This is a genomic window from Mesorhizobium sp. LSJC280B00, from assembly GCF_000502835.1.
In the GTDB taxonomy this organism is placed as follows: domain Bacteria; phylum Pseudomonadota; class Alphaproteobacteria; order Rhizobiales; family Rhizobiaceae; genus Mesorhizobium.
In genome coordinates this window covers 45043-66848 of sequence record NZ_AYVL01000020.1, presented here as the reverse complement: position 1 = coordinate 66848, position 21806 = coordinate 45043, and the positions used below count along the sequence as shown (strand labels likewise).

The following is a 21806-nucleotide window of genomic DNA, read 5'->3' as shown; positions in this document are numbered from 1 at the left end:
CGGCTGGCATCTTAGTTTAATGTCGGCTCAATTGGCCGGAAGTCAAATGCATCTTGTGGAGAAAAGCAGTTTTTCTGCCTCGGTTTGGCGTTCGATCTTATAGTTTAGACTTTTATAATCCAAAACATCAGATTTTTTCGCTCTTCTTCAGATAAGTCAGCGCCTCCAACGCCTCTCTAGTAGCAACCGGCGCAATTATCGAACTAATTTTAATTAAAATATAATTTCTTTTTAAGCATCAGCGATCATATTTATCTTGTACTGTCATCAACAAGTATAATGTCGCAGAAATATCAATAAGCATCTTTCGGAAAACAACGTGGGAATCTCTGAAGTTAAATTTGCTTTTATCGCACAATGTCGACTATCCGTAAGTATATTTTTCGCTGCAACGTGAGAATCCTGCCGCCGATCAATCATTCTATCAGGGCGTGCAGGTATGTGATTTGGCGCTAATATACACCTTCTAGTAGGCAGGCATCCGCGGGGCGCTATCGAATCAAAATGAGGGATTATGGATGGCGACTCTCCATTACACGTCGGGCGGATCCGGCACGGACATTGCAAAAGCCGGATTCAATCTGGCTAGCGTGCAATATGTTGACCAGGTCAACGAGCTGCCAGAGGACATGAAAGGCTTGGTCTACCTCGACGAGGCCAACGGAGTAACCCAATCCTTTATCGACAAGGTTACTCCTTTCCTCGGCAATCCGAACGTATTTGGGTTCTTCCTGGTTGACGAGCCGGATCCCACCGGCCAATGGGGTACCTACGCCTCTGCGGCAAATCTGAAGGCAGAATCCGACTGGATCCATGAGCATTTTCCAGGCGCCAAGACCTACATCACAATGATGAGCTTGGGGACGTCGGCGAATCCGGATTTCAGGGGCACGTACAATCCCGCCAATACGGGTATCGATTACTACGGCATAGATGTCTATCCGGTCCGCACGGATGGCCCGGTCGACTACAACATGATCGATAAATTCGTTGCCGCCGCTCAGGCATCGGGCATCCCGACGAGCCAGATCGTTCCGGGCTACCAGGCGTTTGGAGGTGGCGAGTATAACACCGATATGGGTGGCAAATATGTGGTGCCCACCGCCGCCCAGATGGAGACCATGATGGAGCACTGGGCCAAGCTGGTTCCGTCACCCGCCTTCGACTACGCATACGCCTGGGGTTCGCAGCGAGGCGACACAGCGTTGGAGAGCTCTTCGGAACTGCAGGCCGTTTTCCGGGAACACAACCTTGCAACGACGGGGACCACTCCGCCTCCCGTCGACACAAGCGACACCTTGTATGGCACCAGCGGCGACGATGTGTTTCACGGGGCCGGCGGCCACACAATGATCGGCTATGGTGGCAATGACACCTATTATGTCGATGACATCCGCGACAAGGAGATCGAGGCTGCGGGCGGCGGTACCGACAAAGCATTCGCCTCCGTAAGTCATGCGCTTGCGGCCGGATCGGAAATCGAACTTCTCGCCACCAACAGCCCGTCCGGCACCACGGCGATCAACCTGACCGGCAATGCGTTCGCCCAGACTATCCAGGGCAATGCCGGTGCCAATGTCATCAACGGCGCCGGTGGGGCCGATACGTTGGTCGGCTATGGCGGCAACGACACCTACTATGTAGACAATGCCGGCGACAGGGCGATTGAGGCGGTGGGCGGGGGCAACGACAAAGTGCTCGCCTCGGTGAGTCACGTCCTGTCGGCCGGCTCGCAGATCGAGCTTCTCGCCACCAACCCGTCAGGCACATCGGCAATCAACCTCACCGGCAATGAGTTCGCCCAGACCATCCAGGGCAATGCCGGCGCCAATGTCATCAACGGCGGCGGTGGCGCCGATACGATGGTCGGCTATGGCGGCAACGACGCCTACTATGTCGATAATGCCGGCGATAGGGTGTACGAGGCGGCTGGTGGTGGCACGGACAAAGTTCTCGCCTCCGTGAGCCATACCCTTTTGGCCGGGCAGGAGATTGAGCGTCTCGGCACAACGAACTCTTCGGGCACCACAGCCATCAACCTCACCGGCAACGAGTTCGCCCAAACCATCCTGGGCAATGCGGCCAATAACACCATCAACGGCGGCTCCGGAGCCGACATGATGGCAGGCTATCGCGGCAACGACACCTACTATGTCGATAATGCCGGCGATAGGGTGTACGAAGCGGCTGGTGGTGGCACGGACAAAGTTCTCGCCTCCGTCAGCCATGCCCTTTTAGCTGGGCAGGAGATCGAGCTTCTCGCCACCAGCAATCCGTCCGGGGCGACGGCGATCAATCTCACCGGCAACGCCTTTGCCCAGACCATCCAAGGCAATGCCGGCGCGAACATCATCAACGGTGGCGGCGGTGCCGACATCTTGACCGGTAACGGAGGCAACGATGCTTTCGTGTTCAATAGCGCTCTTGGAGCCGGCAATATCGACAAGGTCACCGACTTCAACAAGCTCCAGGACAAGATCCAGCTCGACCATGCCATTTTTGCCGGGCTTAAGGTGGGCGGCCTTTCATCCGACGCCTTCTTTGCCGGCACGGCCGCACATGACAGCTCCGACCATATCATCTACAACAGCTCAACCGGAGCGCTCTCTTTCGACAGTGACGGGACCGGTGGCGCACATCAAGTACAGTTCGCCACGCTTTCTCCAGGTCTCTCGATTACGGCAGGCTCATTCTTCGTGACCTGAAACAGCCAGTGCGGCGGACCTTCAACTCGAGGTGTCCGCCGCTCTATCTTTGTTCAAGCGCCGGATGTCCGAGATAGATGTTTTGGCCGGTGTTGTCCCTGGAGGTAGCGGGCGTGCCCTCCATTAGATGAGCGAGAAAACGGAGTGGTCTCTTTCGGTGAGTGTCCTTCGGGATCATCGCTGCGAGTGCCCTGCCATCGCTGATCGGCTCGTGCGAGCCCTCTCTTGCCAGCGGACCCACCGTACCGACCCAGCATGAATCACGGCGAGGCGCCATGGCCGACCATGAGTGCCACTCAAGGTTAAGGGTTCCCCTCAGGTGAAGGCGGCGCAAACCAAACACACATTCGAGCTCGTCTACTCCGACGCGCATTCGGGGATAGCTCCCGGTGATCGCGAGAGATTGCTGCACGCCACCTGACGTCCGTTGTTTCTTTCATAAGAGGCGTCGGTGGCCTCATCAGTGTCAATACTGAGATTTGGTGATAGCCGGCCGCGGCCAAAAGCGCTCAAACGTGTGCGACTTGTCGCCACCTACACGTTGAGCACAGATGCGGAACTCCATTCAACTAGCGACTCTCAATTATGCGCTTGTCGTCGCCGAGGAGGGCAGCTTTCTGCGCGCGGCGCGGCGCACTGGGATCGATCACACCGCGCTCAGCCGGCGCATCCGCGATCTCGAATACGAGATGGGAACGAGGATATTTCATCGCCATGCCCGCGGCGTTGGCCCAACCCCGGCCGGCGAGCGTTTCCTCGATCGTCTTCGCTCCGTGCTGCTCGAACTGGACAATACTCTGACGCTGGCCAGGACGGGCATCAAGGATGAACAACAAAGGCTTTCCATCGGCTCCAACGGACTCATCCTCGCCGGGCGAGCGCTGGGTGCAATCATTGAGTTCGGGAAATGTTATCCAAATGTGACCGTCAGCTTGATAGAAGGTTCTCATCCTGAGCCCAGGGCTGCGATGGGCGGCACGCAGGTCGACGTCACCGTCACTTCCTCCTCCCGATCCACTGGCGGCGCATTCGAACTGAAATTGTGGAAGGATACCCTAGCCGTCGTCCTCGATTCCAGTCATCCTCTCGCAAGCCGTCCCGTGATCGAGTGGTCGGAGCTAGGCCAGGAGACGCTGCTCGTGCGCAGGGGCGAAGCATTTCTACTCGCCGACGCTGTTGGAAGCAGTGTACAGCTTCCCGCGATCGTCGAACATCACGTCAGTGCGGGCATCCTGCTGCGCCTTGTCGGAAACGGTCTAGGAGTCGCTCTGATCCACCACAGAGATGCTAACAGCCTTCCTGACGGCGCCGTCTGCCGCAAGCTGCGGATCGGGAGCAAGCCAATCCAGATCTGCAATTTTGCCCGTTGGCGCCCGGACAACGCCAATCCTGCCCTGCCGATCTTCATCGCGTTTCTGCGTGATCGGTATTCTTCCTGATGGCCCTCCAACAGACATAAACCCCGAACACTCATCCGGCTTCAGGCTTCCTCGGGTTCTGGCAAAGGCTCTGTCTTGTCATGAACCGGGTCAGCATCGGCGCTATCAGCTTTGCCGGATCGGCGACTATCTGTCCGGTCTCGCGGCCCAGCAATTCAGCATAGGCGACGAGATCGCGATGAATGGTGCCGGGCAGTTCGACCGTGATCTTGACCGGACGGTCATCGGGAATGACGGAGAGTTTCAGTTTGGTCATGACGGATCCTTCGGCGCCGCACCCGGTCAGCACCAAAGCGTTCGGCGATGCGCACCAGATCGCAGAGCGCTGAGCGGATTTGCGGCCAAGGAAACTCGGAGCATTCCTCCCACGCTTCGCCCTCGCGCAACACGGCATCGAGCTTGCCCGCCACACCGGCCAGAGTCGTAGCGGGGGTGGTTGAGAAAGCTTGCAGCAGATCTTGCATTTTCTCGCTAGCCTCGCACTCGGTCCTGAAGGCGGCGGTGTAGCCGGTTTGCTCCGCAGCCGCATCCCAGCGTGCCTGATGCGCCGCGAAATCAGCTTCGGCCTTTTCGCGGAGAGCCGCCATATCCGGCGCTTTGCCGAGCACTTCATTGAGCATCTCGATCGAATGGATCGTCACCTGCTCACCCTCGGTTAGGCGGACGGTCACACAGGGAAAGCCGACGCTCTCGACAAGCCTTGTCTCCAAGCGCTGCTGCCTCCGGCAAAGCCGCTCGGTCTGTTTGTGGACTCTCTCCCATTCCCGCCAAAGCGCCAGTGCAGGATCAGAACCCACATTCGTGCTTCCGGCGCCGCTTGCGGGCGCGTTGCCTTGGAGCGTCCACGCGGTGGTGGCCACGACTGTTCCCTCAAGTACTCGCCTGCGGGTGACGTAAGGCAGAGTCGTGGTATTGTCGGAATCAGATGGGGTATTCGGCTCGAGCCCATCTTCAAAGGTGATGCAAAGAGGTGTTGCGCTTCGAGCTGATGATAACTTGGTCTGTCCAGACAGCCACAAGCATCAGGAAAGGAAGCGCAACATGAAGCATTTTGTTGGCCTCGATATCTCGGTGAAGGAAACCGCCGTTTGCGTTGTCGACGAAACCGGCAGGATTTGTCGTGAGGTGAAGGTAGTCAGCCACCCTGACGATATCATTGCGGTGCTGAAGGACTCGACTTGGAACGTCGAACGGGTCGGGCTCGAAGCAGGGCCCTTGTCGCAGTGGCTATTCGAGGGGCTGGCCAGGGCCGGGCAGAGAAGCACGAACCCGCGAATGATGTCAGAAGCTAGTAAGGCAGAAAATGACAAAAGCGCTTGACCCCAAGCCGCCGAATAGAGAAGCCATGATCCGAGCTCCAATCAGCTTGGGTTGTNTCTGCATCGAAACACGTCATGTGAAAGCATTCCTGAAGGCGCAGCCGAACAAGACAGATCGCAATGATGCGCGCGGCATAGCCCAGATGATGCGGGTCAACCTATTCCGCCCGGTGCACATCAAGACGCTGACGAGCCAGAAGCGCCGGGTGCTGCTGACGGCCCGCAAGATCTTGCAGGAAAAGGCGATCGCGATCGAGAACGACATCCGCGGTCTTCTGCGCAACTTCGGGCTCAAGGTCGGCGCCGTGGGAACGGCGAAGTTCGAGGACCGCATCCGTGAGCTTGTCGAATGCATGCCCGATCTGGAACAGATCATGGAGCCACTGCTGGCCGCCAGGCGGAAGCTGCGCGAGGAATTTGCGCACCTGCACAGACAAGTGCTGGCGATCGCCAGGGGCGATGCTACCTGCCGGCGCTTGATGACGGTCCCTGGTGTCGGCTCCATAGTGGCGCTCGCGTACACCGCGACGATCGACATTCCACAACGGTTCAGAAACTCTAAGGCGGTAGGGCCGATCCTGGGGCTGACACCGAAGCTCGACGAGTCCGGCGAAAGCAAGCGCGTTGGAGGCATCTCACTCTGCGGGGACGGCATGATGCGAACATTGCTCTATGAAGCAGCCCAAGTCATGCTGACGCACGTGAAGAAATGGTCATGGCTGAAGGCCTGGGCGATGAACGTCGCCAAGCGGCGCGGCTTGCGCAGGGCGATAGTCGCGCTCGCACGTCGCCTGGCGGTCGTCATGCACCGCATGTGGCTGGACAACAGCGAGTTCCGCTGGACGCGGGAAACCATGGCGTCAGCCGTGTGACAAAAGGCCGGGAAGAAGAGGTAGAGAGTTCCGCCCAGCGCGGAAGCACGTCCTTCGCGGGACGAAGGATGAGGTGAGTTCGCGATCATGGGCGCACCGGTCATGTCATGCTGGCCAGGACGCGAATCAGATTGTTCCGCCTTATTCTCTGAATCCCATCAAGGGAGGGCCAATGGGCCGATCCCGGAGAGAAGCACGAACCCGCGAATGATGTCAGAAGCTGGTAAGGCAGAAAATGACAAAAGCGCTTGACCCCAAGCCGCCGAATAGAGAAGCCATGATCCGAGCTCCNAAGCTGGTAAGGCAGAAAATGACAAAAGCGCTTGACCCCAAGCCGCCGAATAGAGAAGCCATGATCCGAGCTCCAATCAGCTTGGGTTGTGGTCAGGCTGACTGGAGTGTTGGCGCACTCTGGCCAGCCGCCGCACGTGCGATGAAAGTGCGATGCACGTGCATATCTATACGCCTTTTGAAACTGAATATCAAGCCGCAGAGCGAAAATGACAAAAAAGCCGTTCACCACCCGCCTTGATCCGCCGGTGTTGGCCTTGGCGCAACAGCTTGCAGACGCGGAGCGGCGTTCTATCACCTCGGTGATAGAACTCGCATTGATCGAGTACGCGGAACGGCGCGGAATTAAGATAAGTGCGAAGGAAAGGGAATAGTCAGAAGGGAGCTGGCGGACGCCGCCAAGGTACCGGGTTGGCGAGCACGCATGCGATCACATGGATGGCGAACGGGTGGATGACTTGTATGTTTCCAGCCCCTGCCCGCGCTCGACCACCAGGGACAAGCCAACTAATGCTGGCCGTCGTATCGTGGACCGGCAGGCGAACTCTTCTTACAATCTCATCGAAACAGACCGACAAAACTCGTTACGGTCGACCTTGCCAATGCGGAACGGCTCGCTGCCAACGAGTTCGGCAGCTCTGGCCGACATTGGCAGCACAACAGCCGCGGATTCTCCGTTTTTACTCCGCCGCTCCGCGCTCAGCGCGATCGTTCAACGTGACGAGATTTTTTTGCCCGGGCCAGGCAATCGGGTTGCTCGTTGGGATAGCGGGGCCCGATTTCCATGATGAGGACGGTCCCGGGCAAGAAGGCCAGCTCACTGAAGATGTCATCCTATTCGATATCGCCCAGCCGAGGGGCATGTGCAGGTCGCCTATACCCAGCGCTGCGTCCTCCTGCGGGAGGTAGGTTCTGTGGAAGCCCTGCGGGCGCCCGAAGGAGTCATGGACATGCAGGTGCCCCGCCACCGGCGGCATTGCCCGCAGAAGTTCAGGCCGCGATGGGTGGATTCAATATAGGCGTGACTGAAATCGATAAGCGCCACCAAGTTCGGATGGCCGACCGCCTTAACCGTCTGCGCCACCTCGGCCGGGGTCTGCCGGCACTGACCCGGTTCCATGGCGAAGAGGTTCTCAAAGGCGATGATGATCACCGCCAACTTGCGGGACCACCGCGACGCTGGCTCTGCGGTGGCAGGAGCGTTTGGCGGTCGCCTCACCCCAGCTCTTGACCTTGTCCCTGCCCTTGAAGCGGATCACCAGACCCGATACCGCCTCGCAGAGCGCACGCCGCACATCCGAGTCGCCGGCTTTCGAGATCCGTCCCCGGACGTCAGTCGTGGAGCCGGACTGCCAGCGCCGCGACAGCGAGCGTGCCGAGGCATGGTTGCACGGCTTCGACGGCCCGCCGATCGGCGGTGAGCCGAAGCCGATAAGCAACCAACTAAAGACCGAGTTCGAAAGCCGTCAGCGGTCGGTCCACCAACCGCTGGCGCGGGCGGCATCGAAGCACACTTTCCTAGGGTGGGGGCCTTTGAGCGCGGCTTTCAGAGCGGCAACGCCACGATTGTACTCTTTCGTTTTGTCATACTTCCCATCCTCAACAAGAAAGTCGCCAAAACGTCTGTCGTTATAGATCGATTGAGAGCAAAACAGATAAGCCGCCATCTGATATCCATAATCGAAGGCAACCGAGTTAGCGCGGGCGGCGGTTGGAACGAACGAGTTTGCGCAAATCACCATTGCCGCGACCGGCATCATGCCTACGCAAGATAATTTCATTGTTGTTGCCCTCTCCCAAGACGCAACGAACTTGCCGAAGTTTTTGCCTTGGTACAAGACCGTCATGAAATCGTCCTCGAAGGAGCTCGTGCTCCACATCCTTCTGTGCAAGCAGTCGCAGATCTTAACCGGCCGTGGCGTCAATAGCTGGTGAAACTGGCAAGATGCGCCGGATGAGGCAATCAATTCGAACGCCGGAGACCCTGCCTCTGCAGAACTTCCGGGTTTAAGTTTCCTTGGTGCGGCGTGCTCGCAAAGCCCAAAAGACCGGTGAAGTTCGCAACACGTCAAATTCTCGGCGACACTCTGACGTTACAGCCCGCCTGTATGCACCCACGCAATGACGCAGATCTGTCTGGGTTCGGTCCACTCGGGCCCGAGAGGCGAAGATTTCGGGATCGAGGCGCTTGGGCCACTGCGCGCCAGACAGAGCGATCCGATCCGTGTCATACTGTCAGAGGCAAGACACTAGCAATTTGGGGGCGGCGGCAGATGAAGGAAGAGAACGACGTTCAGAAGCTGGTACGCACGCTGCGTGCTCGAGCACCTGATGACGCGGCTGAATTGCTTGCCCGAGAGTCTCCCGAGTTCATCCGGGACACACTAAAGTTGTTGCCGGACAGGCATGCCCGTAAGGTGGCGGAGCATTTGCCGCCGCATATGCGGCCCGTCAAGCCTCATGGCGATGGCAAGGACCTTGCGATCCCTGAGTCGCTCGTCGAACTGATGGACCCGATTCCCGCCAGCGTTCCTGTCGGCACGACGATAGCCGCCGCAGTGGAGGCCGTCAGACGCACCCAGGTGCCGACCGAGCTCACTTATCTCTATGTTACGGAGGGGGGCGACAAACTGGTTGGCCTGGTGGTCCTGCGCGATCTGATGCTGAGCGAACCGGACGCGATTGTCGATCAGATCATGCTGCCCAGGCCGTTCGCCCTTAACGTCGATCTCTCTTTGAGCGACGCATGCAAGGCGGCGGTACGCCGTCACTACCCTGTCTATCCCGTGGTGGACGCGGAGAACCGGCTGCTCGGGCAGGTCCGCGGCTGGCGACTGTTCGAGCAGCAAATCATCGAGATTTCCGCCCAGTCTGGCCAGATGGTGGGTGTCCAGAAGGAGGAGCGTTCTTTTACGCCGCTGTTTTCAGCCTTCTTGAAGCGTCACCCGTGGCTGCAGCTGAACCTGCTGACGGCCTTCATGGCCGCTTTCGTGGTCAGTTCGTTCACAGGCACGATCGAGAAGATCGTCGCCCTGGCGGCGTTCCTCCCGGTCTTGGCCGGGCAGAGCGGAAACACCGGCTGCCAGGCACTGGCTATGACGCTGCGTGGCCTTGCCCTGGGGGATGTGGACAAACGACCGAAGCTGCACCTGGTGATGAGGGAGGGCGCGCTCGGGATCGCCAACGGCGTGCTCGTCGGTCTTGTGGCGGCTGCGGCGATGTGGTTCTACGCGTCGCGGCAACCGGAGTCGGCGGCCCAGGCGCCCATGCTGGCACTTGTGATCCTGCTTGCCATGTCCGGATCGTGCCTCATGTCCGGAATCTCCGGCGTGCTGATCCCGCTGGGCCTGCGCCGGGTCGGCGCCGATCCGGCCGTCGCTTCGGCGATCTTTCTCACCACCGTGACCGATATCGTTGGCATGGGCCTGATGCTGGGGCTGGCCACCATGCTCGTGCTGTAGCAAGACGCGTCCGGTGACGCGTCCCTGGGCGTCGGGGGCGATAAGCTGACCTCGTAGCGTTCAACGAACCGCGCAAAAAATATTAATCTTGTCGACTGTGCGATCCGCCACTGATGATGACTTGAGTTAGTTGCCGCCGATGCCGAATACTTCAATTGTGCACAGCAACGCTGAGAATACATTTGGCCAACGGGCGTAGCCGAAGCACGAATAAACCGATGGTTTGTTGCGCAGCTGCAACAGCTGCTGAGACTCGCATGGTCTGGCGACCGTTCAGTCGCCTTTTTCTTGTGGTCGTGCTAAGTCCTTCGCACTAGTCGGGTTTGGGGTGGGTTCTCGGCATGCAATCTTCGTTTCGAACGATCTTCGGCTGCGCCGCGGCGCTGCTTTGTACCGGCGTATTGCCGGCCGGCGCACAAGGTCTTTTTACGGCATATGACGATGCGTTTTCAGCCCGCATCGCCAGTCCGGCCGACAACGGAACGCTCGCCCAGTTCGTCACAGTTGCCGTCAATGCGGGACAATACGATCAGGCGATCTCCTCAATCGAGCAGTATCTGATCAAATATCCCCGCGATGCGCGCGCCCGACTGGCGGCCAGCCGATTGTACTATCATGTCGGCTCCTATGAATTGGCCCGGCGGCAGGTGCAGTACGGCATCGAAGTCGGCGGTCTGACCGCAAGTGACCAGCAGGAAGCGGTTCGCCTGCTCGCCCGCATCGAGCGCGCGTTGCGTGGCGTCACCTGGGAACTCGCCCTGACCGGCGGCGTGTTCAGCGCATTTACCGATTTTGAGCCCGGCGGGGCGCAGGACGACGACAGCTTCGTCTCGCCCTATGGGCGGGCGGAAGGCTTTGTCCGGTGGGACCTCGGCACGCCAAGTGCTGACGCTCTCGTCCTTTCAGGGTCATTGACGGCGACAGAGCGTTTTTTCACGGAAGACCTGTCGGTTCCAGGCAGCGAGAAGACTTTTATCCACGGCAACGCCGCGATTACCTGGGACAAGGGGCTACCCAACAGTGGGATCGATTCGCTGCGCCTGCTGCTTTCGGCGTTTACCGTTACGGATCGTTTCGACAGCGATATCCACGAAACCGGCATCGGCCTCAGTGGACGCTTCCTCGTTCGCCCGACGGTCGAGACGACGCTCTTCGCCGGTGGCGGCTATATCGATCTAAGCCCCTCGCAAGGCATTTTCGCCGATAGCAGGGTCTTCTATGAGGCAGGCGGCAGCTACCGCTTCCGCAATGGCCAGGCGCTCGGACTGCGCTTTGTCGGCTCGAATGACTTCGCTTCCGGATCTGGCGAAATCGGCCGCAGCTACACGGGCGAGGTCCGCTATGGCGGCCTCTTGATGAACGTACCGGATCTTTTCGCATGGTCGCACCAGATCGCCTTCTCGGCCGGCCACAGCGACACTCCCGATCTGTCTGTCGGCATCGGTACAAATATCAAGAGCGACTTCTGGCGCATTGCCTCGGAAAGCGATTTTCAGCTGACGGAGGCGCAGAAGATCAGCGTCGATCTCGCCTATCGCGAAACCAACTTCGACATCGCCAACCGCGACCGAAAATCGTTCGAAATGCTCATGAGCTATACGTTGACGCTCAATTGAAAGAGGCCGCGATGAGGACCCCGTACCGTCAGATCGCCATTTTTATCGCCTGCCTTGCCTTCGCGGCACCATCCGCCGCTGAGACGGTCGGGTCGATGACGGCCTATCAGACCAACATCGTCCGCAACAACGGCGGGACAATGAACGTTGGTGCCGGCGTCGAACTCGGCGACCAGTTGCGCAGCAATCCCACCGGTCTTGGAATGCTGGTGTTCCGGGATGAATCGAGCGCCAAGATTGGTCCGAACACCAGCCTGACGATCGATGAATTCGTCTACAATCCAGGCTCCGGATCGGGAAAGATCGACATCGGCATGAACAGCGGCCTGGCCCGTTTCTATGGCGGCCAGGTTTCGAAAGGGGGCGTCATGCAGGTTGCGACGCCGCACATGGTGCTCGGGGCGAGAGGCGGCATCATCGAAGTGCTGGTGGCAGCCGGCCAGACCGTCGGCATACTGCGCGCCGGCCGCATGACCTGCACGATCAATGGCAAACGGCTGGTCATCACAAACCCGGGCTACGCCTGCACATCGGAAGATGGCAAGCTGCTGACCGGCTACGGCGGAATCGACACCTTCCCGATATTGGACAGCATCGACCGGATAGCCGGCACCGGCCTGCCAGGCGCACCGGGTCCTGGATTGGACGTAAGCGCGATTTGTGCGTCGGCACTCGGCGGCTCGCTCAAAGTCTGCGAGTCCACGGACGGCGCATTGCCAGGAGTGGTCATGGAGTTCCCCGACAGCCTAACGCCACCTGTGGGCGGGGGCGTGGATAAGGGCGAGTGTGAGGGTGAGGGTTGCTGCTACTACTGCAATTAGGCCTGGCCGCACGACATGAGCCCTTTGGTCGGTTGGCGCTGGGCTGATTGGCGGCAAGCTGGCAGGCGCAAAATATCCGGCCTTGTGGTCGTGCTCCTGCTGCTCGCTTGCCATTTGGCTTTTGACGGGCCGTTGTCGCGCCTGCGTGAGCGGACGTACGACTTCTACCAGTTTCTCGCCCCACGCCAGGCGACGAGCAATCCTGTCGTGATCGTCTCGATAGACGACGCCAGCCTCAAGGCACATGGGCGATGGCCCTGGAACCGTGGCCTCTTGGCCGATCTGGTCGATGGCATCACCGAATCCGGCGCGGCGGTGATCGGGCTTGCGCTGGTACTGCCCGAGGCCGACACCTCACCTGAGGGCATCGCCGGAGACAAGCGCCTGGCAGCGGCGCTGGCCAAAAATCGAACGGCGCTTGCCGTCAGCCTGGGCGATGAGGCGACGGTTTCAGAAGCAGGGCCCAAAGCCGGCTGGTCGATCGTCGGGCAAGTACCCGACACACTTCCCGGCTTCACCGGCCTGACCGGCTCGCTTGCCGAATTCTCGAACGCCGCCGCGGGCCTCGGCGTAATTCGCACCTTGCCCGATCCCGACGGCGTGCTGCGCCATGTGCCGCTGCTCTGGCTTCGCAATACCGCTCAAGGCGTGCAGCTGTGGCCGTCCTTCGCGCTCGAGCTTCTGCGCCTTTACGCCGGGCAGGACGGCTACATAGCCCGGATGAATGCCGCCGGGTTCGACGCACTCAGGATGGCCGGCGCCATTGTGCCGCTCGAGCCGGAGGGAAGCATCCGGCTCTGGGAAACCGCCACCGATACGCCGCGTATATCTGCCAGCACTATCCTTTCGGGCCATGGCGATCCGCGGCTGCGGGACGCCATCGCCATCGTCGATCTGTCGGCCGTGGGACTGACGCAGTATCTGCCCACCCCGACGCGTCCAGCGCGACCAGGCGCGGACATCCACGCCGATGCAATCGCCCAGTTGCTTGCCGGGCGCTACCTTGCAGAGCCAACGCACGCACGTACGCTTGAGCGGCTCTGGTTTGTCCTCGGCGCCATCGTTTTCATCGGACTTTCCGGAGTGCTCGCCGGGCGTGTCGTGCTTGGTGCCCTGGCTCTCGTGCTGCTGGCCGTCACGCCGTTCGTGTTCGGCGCTCTCGAATACAGCCTGCAGGGTGCACTCTATGACCCGCTGCAGCCGGCGCTTGCGACGATCCTTGTAGCCGGCTTCGAAGGCTATGTCCTCTACAGGCGCAGCGAGCAGCGCCGGTCCACCCTGGCACGGCAATTCTCCCAGTATCTGTCGCCTTCCGTGGTGCAGCGCCTCGCAAGCTCGGACACCGAAGCGATCCTGTCCGGCGAGAAGCGCGAGATCACAATTCTGCTCAGCGACATACGCGGCTTCACGACGATGAGCGAACAGCTCGATACCCAGGAAATCGCCAAGGTGGTCAACCACTTCCTCGGCATTGCGACCGATGAGATCCTCAAGCGCGACGGCACCATCGACAAGTTCATGGGCGATGCGGTGCTCGCCTTCTGGAACGCGCCGCTTGATCAACCCGATCATCGCGAGCGTGCGCTCGACGCGGGCCTTGCCCTTATCGAGCGGGTGAAGCGTGAAGACGCCGCCTTCAGCGCGGACGGTCACCCCTCCATCGCAATCGGCGTCGCCATCGAGACGGGCATTTGCTCGGTAGGCAATTTCGGCTCCGAACGGCGTTTCGATTACACCGCGATCGGCTCCCCGGTGAACCGCACGGCTCGGCTCGAGTCGACGACCAAGAAGCTGGGCATCCCCCTGGTGCTTGGTCCCGGCTTTGCGGCAGGAGCGCCGATGCCGGTCGTCCAGGCGGGCGCCTTTGAACTCCAGGGTTTCAAGGGCGAGGTGCCGGTTTTCACCGTTCCGGAGATGCAAGCTGCTCACCAAAGTATGAGCCGCGAAGTAGACAGCCAACGTGGTGAGCAATCTGGCGCCCCTGCCGTGGTGGTTGGTTCGCCGCCATCCGTGCAAATGGCACCGCCTGATCTTGCACCCCGAACCCGAAGCACACGCTGACCGGATCCAGCGGATCGCAGGGGTGCCGACCTGCTTTGTGAACTAATACTGTTGGGGAGGCCTAGGTGTCATCAAACGGCCCTTTAATTGCGGGTGGCTGTCAATCCGGATCAGCGCGACAGCCGATGAGACGCGGATAGACGGCGAAGGGATCGGTCGAGGTAACCCCGGCAATGATTGTCGAGGCCGCCGAGTTTTCGTGTTATCCAGTTCACCACCAATGGCAGCACGGCTTCGTTGAGTTCGCCGGCGCCATCATGTGGAGGCAGCGCGTGCGCTCGGGATGTTCCCAAGAGCATCCAGCCGTAGCACTCCCCGAGCTGCCCTAACGAGAGAGTTCGCTGGGCCGGGATTATGGCCGTTATGAACCTGACGCAATCGATGCAGCTAGCGCTGGCCTCGTCGGCGTGGGCGCTCTATCGACATCAATCGGTCGCCGCGGATCTTGGGGTGCGCAGGCGTCGGCGCACGTAGCGCCAATGCGCCTTGGGCATGTGTGCGTTGACAGTGACATGGCCGGAGCGACGTGTTTCAGACGCCGAGCAATTCCAAGGACTGAGCACCAGAACCGAACCTCCCGACGGATTTTCGCGGGCTGCATTCCTCCCTCCCCTCCTTATCAAAACCGCCGCTCGCGAATTCGCTGGCGAGTATATCTCCGATATGATATAGATATATCACTCATGAGGATATACAAAATGCCGCTTTTCATTCGCGATCCCGACGTCGACGCCATGGCCGTCGAGCTGCAGCACATTACCAACGCGCGCAGCAAGACAGAGGCCGTCAGAACCGCCTTGCGCCATGAGATCGAGCGCAACCGCGGCAGCGTCCCGCTGCGCGAGAGACTTGCCAAAGTCAAGGAAATGGCGCGGCGGATCGGGCCGGCCAACCCTGATTTCGATATGAAGAAATTCACCGACCAGATGTGGAGCGACGACTGATGTTCGTCGATGCCTCGGTGATCGTTGCCATCCTGAACGAGGAACCTGGCGCGGAAGAACTGGAAAAGCGGCTCGCGGCCGCGACCAAGCCGCTGTATATCTCCCCGCTCGTCCGGTTCGAGGCAGTCCAGGGTCTCGCGCGAGCGTCGGCCGAAGCCATCAAAAAGAACGCCAAGCCCACGGCCAACATGCTGGCGCAAGCCCGTGATACCGTCGACGCCTTTTTGATCGAGATCGCCGGCAAGGAAATCATGATATCCGGCGACATCGGCGACCGGGCGATCGAAGCCAGCATGAAATACGGCAAAGCAGTCGGGCACAAAGCCGATCTCAATTTCGGCGATTGTTTTGCCTACGCTTGCGCGAAGGCTCACCGGCTTGCCCTGCTTTACAAGGGCAATGACTTTTCACAAACTGATCTGGCGTAAGGCTTTCCTGGCCTTGCATCGCGGCGCGAGAGCCGATGGGCCCTTTTGCATGCTTTGGGCGAATCGTCGTCTTTCATGGCTAAACGCAATATTGCGAGGAACGTTCGCTGCAGCACTGGTTTTCTTCGGCACGATCACCGTCCAGGCACAGCGGGCAGACGGCAGCTTCTGGGTGCTGCGATCGGGTGCGCCATGGCGCGATCTGCCAGGGGCGATACGGCCCACGCACCACCTGCTACAATCGCTTCGTTCGATGGCGGAAAGCAGGTGTGTGGGACCGCCTCATGCATGGCATCACCAAAGCCCATGATGCAACGATGCAGATGATCGATACCTCCATTGTTCGCGTCCATCAGCATGGCGCGTCGGCAAAAAGGGGTTCGAGATCATTGTCTCGGTCGATCCCGAGGGCGGGCTGACAACCAAAATCCATGCTCTTGTCGACGCCAAAGGCAGGCCGATCAGGCTGATGCTCACGGCAGGACAGAAGAGTGACATCGCCTCCGCGGCGGACTTGATCACGGATTTGCCCAAGGGCGCCATGCTGCTCGCCGACAAGGGCTATGATGCCAACGCCTTGCGCAATGCCGTCACCGAGCGAAAGGCATAGGCCAACATCCCGCCCAAGGCCAACCGCAAGGACCCGATGTGCTTCAGCCGCTTTCTCTACAAGGCCCGCAACCTCGTCGAACGCTTCTTCAACAAGGCCAAGCAGTTCCGTCGCATCGCAACTCGATATGACAAGCTGGCAGAAAACTACCTTGCTGCCCTGAAACTCGTGTCAACTCGCATCTGGCTACGCGGTGATGAGTCTACGTCCTAGCGTTTTGCGTGCCCTGCCCGGTTGTCATTCGCCGCGCATGGTCGCCTGGAACGTCGGCAGGTGCTTCTTCTGCGCCTCGAGCATTTTCTCGCGATAGACGCCATAGATGACGTCGGTGTCGTGCAGTGTGACGCCGGCAATTGTCGGCGAGGCAAAAACCGGCAGTTCGATGCCGCGTTTCGAAAGCGCCTCGGCGGTGCGGGCGATCAGCTCATGCGCCAGGATCATGGCAAGCACGGTCGACGAGCCGGAGACCGGCCGGCTCCAGCCCTCGACCGGCACGATGGCATCCTCGATCGGCGAGCAGGTGTCGATGACAAGGTCGGCGGCGTCGGCAAGCCGCTTGCCGGAGGAGTGCGTCGCCGGCTTGTCGAGATTGTTCTTGCTGGTCACCGCAACGACGAAGATGCCGCGTTTTTTCGCATAAAGCGCGGTGTCGATGCCGGACGAATTGCGGCCGCTGTGGCCAAAGATGATGATCGAATCGCCTTTGTTCAGCGGCTGGTGGTCGAGGAATTTCTCGGCGTATTTCTCGGTCCGCTCCAGCCACAGAAGTTCGCGCACGCCGCCGGCGCCGAGCACGTTATGCCACATGACACGCGGGTCGGTCAGCGGATTGAAGCCGACATAGCTGCCGTAGCGCGGAAACACTTCCTGGACCGGCAACACCGAGTGGCCCGAGCCGTAAAGATGAACCAACCCGCCGCTCTCGAGCGTGTCGGCAAAGCGGCTGGCCGCCTCGCCAAAGGCTTCGGCATTGGCTTTCGAGGCCTGTTCGATCAGAGCGGCGAGGCGGGGTATGTAGAGATCGGACACGTCGGTACTCCTGTTATTGTTATGTGTCGGCTTCGGTAATGGCTCAGCTTCGTGCGTTTGGCGGGGCGCGGCCGGCGCGCAGCGTCGAGCGGATTTCGTAGCGGTCGCCACGCATGACCGAGACGGTGAATTCGAATGGGCCACGCTCGTCGGTGGTGATGCGCTCGACCACGAAAGCGGGACTCCCCGCAGGCAGATCGAGCAACTCGGCATCCGCCGCCCCGACAGCGCCAACACGGTAGTTTTCGCGCGCCGCGACCGGCACGATGCCATAATGGCGTTCCAACGCTTCGTAGAGCGAGCCCTGCAACAGGCCGGCATCGAGAAAGCCGGGCACGCGCGCGGCCGAGAGTTGCGCAGTCTGAATACCGATCGGTTCGTTGTTGCCGAGCCTGAGCCGCCGGATGCGCACCACCGGGTCGCTCTCCTCGATCTCCAGCGCTCCGGCCGCAGCGGCATTGGCGGTGGTCAGGCTGCAGTCGAGCAAGCGCGAGCCGGCGACCACGCCCATATTGCCCATTTCCTGCGTGAAGCTGGTGAGTTCGCGGGTGCCGGCGACCAGCGTGGTGGAGCGCACGAAGGTGCCACGGCCATGTTCGCGCCTGAGCAGCCCGTGCTCCTCCAGATTGCGCAGCGCGTGGCGCAGCGTGATGCGGCTCACCCCGAACAGGGCGCACAGTCTGTCTTCGGCCGGAATCTGGTCGCCAGTCGCCCAATCGCCACTCTTGACGATGGCGCGAATGGCCTCTTCCACCTGATACCAGAGCGGCTCGGGCCTTCGGCGGTCGGGCAGCTGGAAGCTGACTTGGCTCATCTTATCTGCCTCCACTGTGCTCCGGCGAGACCGGCCAGCGAGGCGCCGACGAGACCGGCGCGGGAGCCGAATTCGCCGGACCGCAGCACGACATCGCGCAGATGCGGCGGCAGCTGACGCTGCAAAGCCGCAAGCAGCGGCGGTCCGACCACGTCCAGCGCATCGGCAAGCCCGCCGGAAATCAGGACCGCCTGGGTGTCAAGCAGCGCGACCGCACCCGCAAGGGCAGTGCCCAGCCGGCGCGCCGGCAGCTCCAAGGCGTCAAGGGCGGCCGTGTTGCCAGCCCGCGCGGCCTCGACAAGCCTGCCGCCATTGGCCACCCCGATCTGGCGCGCCGCGGCGTCGAACGCCCCCCCGGAAGCGAAGCGCTCCAGCCAGCCGCTGCGGTCCTCGCCTTCATCCTCGATGTCGGCGCAGGCCCAGCCGAATGAGCAGGCGCCGCCACGTGCGCCTGCAACGATGCGGTTGTTGGCCAGAACGGCGGAACCGATGCCGGTGCCGATCGCCAGCAGGATGGCATCGGACAGGCCTGTTGCAGCACCTTCGACCGCCTCGGCCAGCATGGCGATCTGCGCATCGTTGCCAATGGCAACAGGCAGACGAGGAAACAAGGTCGCGACGTCGACACCATCGAAATAGGGCAGGTTCGGAACCCAGCGGCAGATCGAGCCCTCGACAAGCCCCGGCACCGCCAGGCCAAGTGCCTCGACCGGACCGGCCTCGGCGCGCAAGGCACCGATTCGGGCGACGAAGGCATCAAGGCTTGCCGGCGCAGGCTCGCGGCTCAGCATCTCCAGCCAGCGAACATCGCCGGTATGGATTGCGGCGCGCAAATTGGTGCCGCCAAGATCGATGGCCAGAACGCGTGTCATCGAGAGCGGCTCCGATTGGCAGCCGGCGCGAACAGCCCGCTGCCGGCATGCCAGGATTGCGACGCTGCCACAAAACCCTGCGCGTAGCGCGTGCCGCGCAGGCAGCCGCGCAGCCGATAAAGTGCGCTATAATAATCGACGTAGGGGAAACTGCTCAGGCCACGTGCAAGTTCGTATTCCTGCACCGCCTCGCTCCAGGCGTCGAAGCCGTCACTGACATCGACGAGATGCTCGGCACGAAAGCCTTCGTCGTCCTCCCAGTTTTCGCCGAACAGCAGCAGTTGCGGCGTGTATGCGCCATGCTCGCGCTTCAGCGTCGGCAATGCCGCAAAAAAAATACCGGTCTGTGTCAGTCGGGCCGCGGCGCGATGGTCCTTGTGCCAGCTGCCATGCCAGTGGGTGATGACGATTTGCGGCTTCAACTCGCGCACGACATCGCAAACCTTGAGCGCCGTCTCGTCGTCGCAAGGCAGGAAGGCGTCGTGCAGCCCGAGACTGCGCATGGCAACGCCGAGCCTGGCTGCGGCCTTTGCGGCCTCCTCCTCCTTCTGGACGAAATAGTGCTCGGGGGCGAGGCTTGGATGGCCCTGCTCGCCCATGCTGAGATGCAGGAAGGTGACTTCGGCACCGCCTTGGACCGCAACCGCCGCCAGCGGACCGGCAATCACCTCGGCATCGAAGGCGTGCGCTCCCACGACCAGGATCGAGCGTGCGGCATAGACCTTGTCCTCGATCATTTCGCGCCTCCCCCGGAGCCGACGCCCTCGCGAATCTGGCGGGCCAGCAGACAGTACATGATCAGGATGGGCGCCATGGAGATGGCAAGCGAGGCGAACACCAGGCCCCAGTCCGTGCGGAACTGGCCGACAAACACGCTGATCGCCAGCGGAACAGTCTTGTAGCGGTCGTCGAAGATGAAGATCAGCGGGAAGAAGAAGTCGTTCCACACGGCGATAGCGGTGAAGATGGCGACGATCGATATGGCCGGCTTCACCATTGGCAGCACGATCTGGAACAGGATGCGCGCCTCGCCGGCCCCGTCCATGCGCGCAGCCTCGTCGAGCTCGGACGGCAGCACCCGCATGAAGTTTGCGAAGATGAAGACGGCGAAGGGAATGCGGATCGCCGAATAGACGAGGATCAGGCCGGTCAGCGAATCGAGCAGGCCAAGGTTGCGCATCAGCGTGAACAGCTCCACCGAGGCAAGCCGGATCGGCAGCATGATGCCGGACAGGAACAGGCCGAGCATGATGCCGTTCCAGCCCAGCCGATAGCGGCTCAGCGGATAGGCGGCCATTGCCGACACGATAATCGTCAGGATCACCGCGCCGGCGGTGACGATCAGGCTGTTGATGAAATTCTGGCCGAGATCGGCGCGCGTCCAGGCCGCAACGAAATTGTCGAAGGCAAAGCTTTGCGGCAGGCCGAGCCTGTTGTCGTAGATCTCCGCCGTGGTCTTGAAACAGGAGACGACGAGAATATAGAGCGGCAGCAGCACCGCTGCGGTCCACAGGACCAGCGCCGTCCAGCCGGGCAGCCGTGCGAGCTGTTGAGGGATGGCGAGCATATTCACAGTTGCACCGCGCGGCGGTCGAAGAAGCGCAACATCAAAAGCGTGCCGATGCTCAGGATCAGGAACAGCAGCGTGCCGAGCGCCAGCGCCAGGCCTATATCGGTGATACCGACCGCGCCTTCGGCGCCGAAAGCGAGCCGGTAGAAATAGGTCACCAGCGTGTCTGTGGAATAGCTCGGATTGCCCTGCACGCCTTGCATGACATAGACGATGTCGAACTGGTTGAAGGTGTTGATGAATGACAGCGTCGTCAACGTGCCGACGGCCGGCATCAGCAAAGGCAGGGCAATCGAGACCAGCATGCGGCCGCTGCCGGCGCCATCCAGCCTGGCAGCCTCGAATATCTGGGACGAAATCTGCCTGAGGCCGGCGGTGTAGATCAGCACCGGCAGGCCCATCCAGTTCCAGGCGTCGACGGCGATCAGCATCACGAGTGCCGTGTGGCTGTTGCCGAGAACCGTCAGGCTGCCTTGATGCAGGCCAAGGCCGTTGAGCATCCATTCGATGGTGCCGCCGGGCGCCAGCAGCAGCCGCCACAGGGCGCCGACGATGACCGGGCTCAGCACTGCCGGGAAGAAGAAGACCGACTGGAAGAAGGCCGCCCCTTTGGCGCGCAGGAACAGCAGCCAGGCCAACAGCAGACCAAGGCCGTTCTGAAACAGCATGATGCCGAAGAACCAGGCGACGTTGTGCCAGAGCGCTCCGTAGAGCCGCCCACCGCTCGGGAAAACGAACAGGCGGGTAAAATTCGACAGGCCGGTGAACTCCAGCATCCGCAGGCCCCTCCAGACGAAGAAGCTGCCCCACAGCGACATCAGCAGCGGATAAAGGACAAACAGCGCATAAACGGCCAGCGCCGGCACGATGAACAGCACGGCCATGCGCTGCTGGGTGCGCTGAAGGCTGCTTTTGCGGCGGCGGGTGATCATGTGCTGTTTCGCGCAGGGTGTG

The 21806-nt window shown here is 60.8% G+C and carries 18 protein-coding genes and 5 pseudogenes; 12 read left to right on the top strand and 11 right to left on the bottom strand.

Annotated features, from left to right (window positions below; all coding sequences use genetic code 11):
- The first annotated feature begins 518 nt into the window (after positions 1-518).
- On the top strand, positions 519-2705 hold the full coding sequence (locus tag X773_RS78320) for a calcium-binding protein (protein WP_023678734.1): 2187 nt from the start codon (positions 519-521) through the stop codon (positions 2703-2705).
- A 551-nt stretch (positions 2706-3256) separates the two neighbouring features.
- Positions 3257-4144 carry a LysR family transcriptional regulator gene (locus X773_RS73775; RefSeq protein WP_051406185.1) on the top strand — a complete coding sequence of 296 codons (888 nt, stop codon included), beginning with the start codon at positions 3257-3259 and terminating at the stop codon, positions 4142-4144.
- Between the two features lie 31 nt (positions 4145-4175).
- On the opposite strand, the gene X773_RS63805 is transcribed toward X773_RS73775, so the two are convergent.
- On the bottom strand, positions 4176-4400 hold the full coding sequence (locus tag X773_RS63805; protein WP_051406184.1) for a DUF2274 domain-containing protein: 225 nt from the start codon (positions 4398-4400) through the stop codon (positions 4176-4178).
- Positions 4366-5004: a hypothetical protein gene (locus X773_RS0138625; RefSeq protein WP_245274765.1), complete on the bottom strand. Its 639-nt coding sequence runs from the start codon at positions 5002-5004 to the stop codon at positions 4366-4368. Before X773_RS0138625 ends, X773_RS63805 begins: the two co-directional genes overlap by 35 nt.
- Before the next feature lie 181 nt (positions 5005-5185).
- Between X773_RS0138625 and X773_RS0138620 the strand changes: the two are divergent.
- From X773_RS0138620 to X773_RS76580, 3 genes and pseudogenes are all read left to right on the top strand, one after another.
- Positions 5186-5398, top strand: a pseudogene (locus X773_RS0138620) (IS110 family transposase); the annotation flags it as partial.
- 124 nt (positions 5399-5522) lie between these two features.
- Positions 5523-6335: pseudogene (locus X773_RS0138615) on the top strand (IS110 family transposase); the annotation flags it as partial.
- A 500-nt stretch (positions 6336-6835) separates the two neighbouring features.
- Positions 6836-7000, top strand: a complete 165-nt coding sequence (locus X773_RS76580; RefSeq protein WP_023678731.1) for a hypothetical protein — start codon at positions 6836-6838, stop codon at positions 6998-7000.
- Positions 7001-7325: 325 nt separating this feature from the next.
- Here X773_RS76580 and X773_RS74920 read toward each other — a convergent pair.
- From X773_RS74920 to X773_RS63795, 3 genes and pseudogenes are all read right to left on the bottom strand, one after another.
- Positions 7326-7770, bottom strand: a pseudogene (locus X773_RS74920) (sugar phosphate isomerase/epimerase); the annotation flags it as partial.
- Positions 7765-7990, bottom strand: a pseudogene (locus X773_RS77485) (transposase); the annotation flags it as partial. The pseudogenes X773_RS77485 and X773_RS74920, both read right to left, overlap by 6 nt.
- Before the next feature lie 102 nt (positions 7991-8092).
- Positions 8093-8473, bottom strand: coding sequence for a hypothetical protein (locus X773_RS63795; protein WP_156937400.1), 381 nt, complete (start codon positions 8471-8473; stop codon positions 8093-8095).
- A gap of 426 nt (positions 8474-8899) precedes the next feature.
- Here X773_RS63795 and X773_RS63790 point away from each other — a divergent pair, with 426 nt between their 5' ends.
- The 7 genes and pseudogenes from X773_RS63790 to X773_RS78315 form a co-directional block, all read left to right on the top strand.
- Positions 8900-10087, top strand: a complete 1188-nt coding sequence (locus X773_RS63790; protein ID WP_023678727.1) for a magnesium transporter — start codon at positions 8900-8902, stop codon at positions 10085-10087.
- A gap of 341 nt (positions 10088-10428) precedes the next feature.
- Positions 10429-11703 carry a tetratricopeptide repeat protein gene (locus X773_RS63785; protein WP_023678726.1) on the top strand — a complete coding sequence of 425 codons (1275 nt, stop codon included), beginning with the start codon at positions 10429-10431 and terminating at the stop codon, positions 11701-11703.
- Between the two features lie 11 nt (positions 11704-11714).
- The gene (locus tag X773_RS63780; RefSeq protein WP_198023599.1) at positions 11715-12524 is read left to right on the top strand and encodes a FecR domain-containing protein; all 810 of its coding nucleotides are present in this window, start codon (positions 11715-11717) and stop codon (positions 12522-12524) included.
- 15 nt (positions 12525-12539) lie between these two features.
- A complete protein-coding gene (locus X773_RS63775) occupies positions 12540-14585 on the top strand; it encodes an adenylate/guanylate cyclase domain-containing protein (protein ID WP_023678724.1) in 2046 nt (681 codons plus the stop codon).
- Positions 14586-15283: 698 nt separating this feature from the next.
- Positions 15284-15529, top strand: a complete 246-nt coding sequence (locus tag X773_RS63770; protein ID WP_023678723.1) for a type II toxin-antitoxin system VapB family antitoxin — start codon at positions 15284-15286, stop codon at positions 15527-15529.
- The gene (locus X773_RS63765) at positions 15529-15957 is read left to right on the top strand and encodes a type II toxin-antitoxin system VapC family toxin (RefSeq protein WP_023678722.1); all 429 of its coding nucleotides are present in this window, start codon (positions 15529-15531) and stop codon (positions 15955-15957) included. The genes X773_RS63770 and X773_RS63765 overlap by 1 nt, the downstream gene beginning before the upstream one ends.
- A 178-nt stretch (positions 15958-16135) precedes the next feature.
- A pseudogene (locus X773_RS78315) lies at positions 16136-16780 on the top strand (IS5 family transposase); the annotation flags it as partial.
- A gap of 24 nt (positions 16781-16804) precedes the next feature.
- Here X773_RS78315 and X773_RS63755 read toward each other — a convergent pair.
- From X773_RS63755 to X773_RS63730, 6 genes are read right to left on the bottom strand one after another with little or no spacing between them, the layout of a single operon-like run.
- Positions 16805-17596, bottom strand: a complete 792-nt coding sequence (locus tag X773_RS63755) for an SIS domain-containing protein (protein WP_023678721.1) — start codon at positions 17594-17596, stop codon at positions 16805-16807.
- Positions 17597-17639: 43 nt separating this feature from the next.
- Complete coding sequence (locus tag X773_RS63750; protein WP_023678720.1) at positions 17640-18410, bottom strand: GntR family transcriptional regulator; 771 nt, start codon at positions 18408-18410, stop codon at positions 17640-17642.
- Positions 18407-19282: an ROK family protein gene (locus X773_RS63745; RefSeq protein WP_023678719.1), complete on the bottom strand. Its 876-nt coding sequence runs from the start codon at positions 19280-19282 to the stop codon at positions 18407-18409. Before X773_RS63745 ends, X773_RS63750 begins: the two co-directional genes overlap by 4 nt.
- Complete coding sequence (locus X773_RS63740) at positions 19279-20019, bottom strand: PIG-L family deacetylase (protein WP_023678718.1); 741 nt, start codon at positions 20017-20019, stop codon at positions 19279-19281. The genes X773_RS63745 and X773_RS63740 overlap by 4 nt, the downstream gene beginning before the upstream one ends.
- Positions 20016-20849, bottom strand: coding sequence for a carbohydrate ABC transporter permease (locus X773_RS63735; protein ID WP_031212239.1), 834 nt, complete (start codon positions 20847-20849; stop codon positions 20016-20018). The genes X773_RS63740 and X773_RS63735 overlap by 4 nt, the downstream gene beginning before the upstream one ends.
- Before the next feature lie 2 nt (positions 20850-20851).
- Positions 20852-21784, bottom strand: a complete 933-nt coding sequence (locus X773_RS63730; protein WP_031212238.1) for a sugar ABC transporter permease — start codon at positions 21782-21784, stop codon at positions 20852-20854.
- Positions 21785-21806: the final 22 nt, after the last annotated feature.

What these genes read in the sequence shown, in the direction of transcription:
- X773_RS63765 (WP_023678722.1), top strand. Translation starts at nt 15,529, where the DNA reads ATGTTCGTCGATGCCTCGGTGATCGTTGCCATCCTGAACGAGGAACCT.
- X773_RS63750 (WP_023678720.1), bottom strand. Translation starts at nt 18,410, where the DNA reads ATGAGCCAAGTCAGCTTCCAGCTGCCCGACCGCCGAAGGCCCGAGCCG.
- X773_RS63790 (WP_023678727.1), top strand. Translation starts at nt 8,900, where the DNA reads ATGAAGGAAGAGAACGACGTTCAGAAGCTGGTACGCACGCTGCGTGCT.
- X773_RS63795 (WP_156937400.1), bottom strand. Translation starts at nt 8,473, where the DNA reads ATGACGGTCTTGTACCAAGGCAAAAACTTCGGCAAGTTCGTTGCGTCT.
- X773_RS76580 (WP_023678731.1), top strand. Translation starts at nt 6,836, where the DNA reads ATGACAAAAAAGCCGTTCACCACCCGCCTTGATCCGCCGGTGTTGGCC.
- X773_RS63730 (WP_031212238.1), bottom strand. Translation starts at nt 21,784, where the DNA reads ATGATCACCCGCCGCCGCAAAAGCAGCCTTCAGCGCACCCAGCAGCGC.
- X773_RS63775 (WP_023678724.1), top strand. Translation starts at nt 12,540, where the DNA reads ATGAGCCCTTTGGTCGGTTGGCGCTGGGCTGATTGGCGGCAAGCTGGC.
- X773_RS63785 (WP_023678726.1), top strand. Translation starts at nt 10,429, where the DNA reads ATGCAATCTTCGTTTCGAACGATCTTCGGCTGCGCCGCGGCGCTGCTT.
- X773_RS63805 (WP_051406184.1), bottom strand. Translation starts at nt 4,400, where the DNA reads ATGACCAAACTGAAACTCTCCGTCATTCCCGATGACCGTCCGGTCAAG.
- X773_RS78320 (WP_023678734.1), top strand. Translation starts at nt 519, where the DNA reads ATGGCGACTCTCCATTACACGTCGGGCGGATCCGGCACGGACATTGCA.
- X773_RS63740 (WP_023678718.1), bottom strand. Translation starts at nt 20,019, where the DNA reads ATGATCGAGGACAAGGTCTATGCCGCACGCTCGATCCTGGTCGTGGGA.
- X773_RS63780 (WP_198023599.1), top strand. Translation starts at nt 11,715, where the DNA reads ATGAGGACCCCGTACCGTCAGATCGCCATTTTTATCGCCTGCCTTGCC.
- X773_RS63745 (WP_023678719.1), bottom strand. Translation starts at nt 19,282, where the DNA reads ATGACACGCGTTCTGGCCATCGATCTTGGCGGCACCAATTTGCGCGCC.
- X773_RS73775 (WP_051406185.1), top strand. Translation starts at nt 3,257, where the DNA reads ATGCGGAACTCCATTCAACTAGCGACTCTCAATTATGCGCTTGTCGTC.
- X773_RS63770 (WP_023678723.1), top strand. Translation starts at nt 15,284, where the DNA reads ATGCCGCTTTTCATTCGCGATCCCGACGTCGACGCCATGGCCGTCGAG.
- X773_RS63735 (WP_031212239.1), bottom strand. Translation starts at nt 20,849, where the DNA reads ATGCTCGCCATCCCTCAACAGCTCGCACGGCTGCCCGGCTGGACGGCG.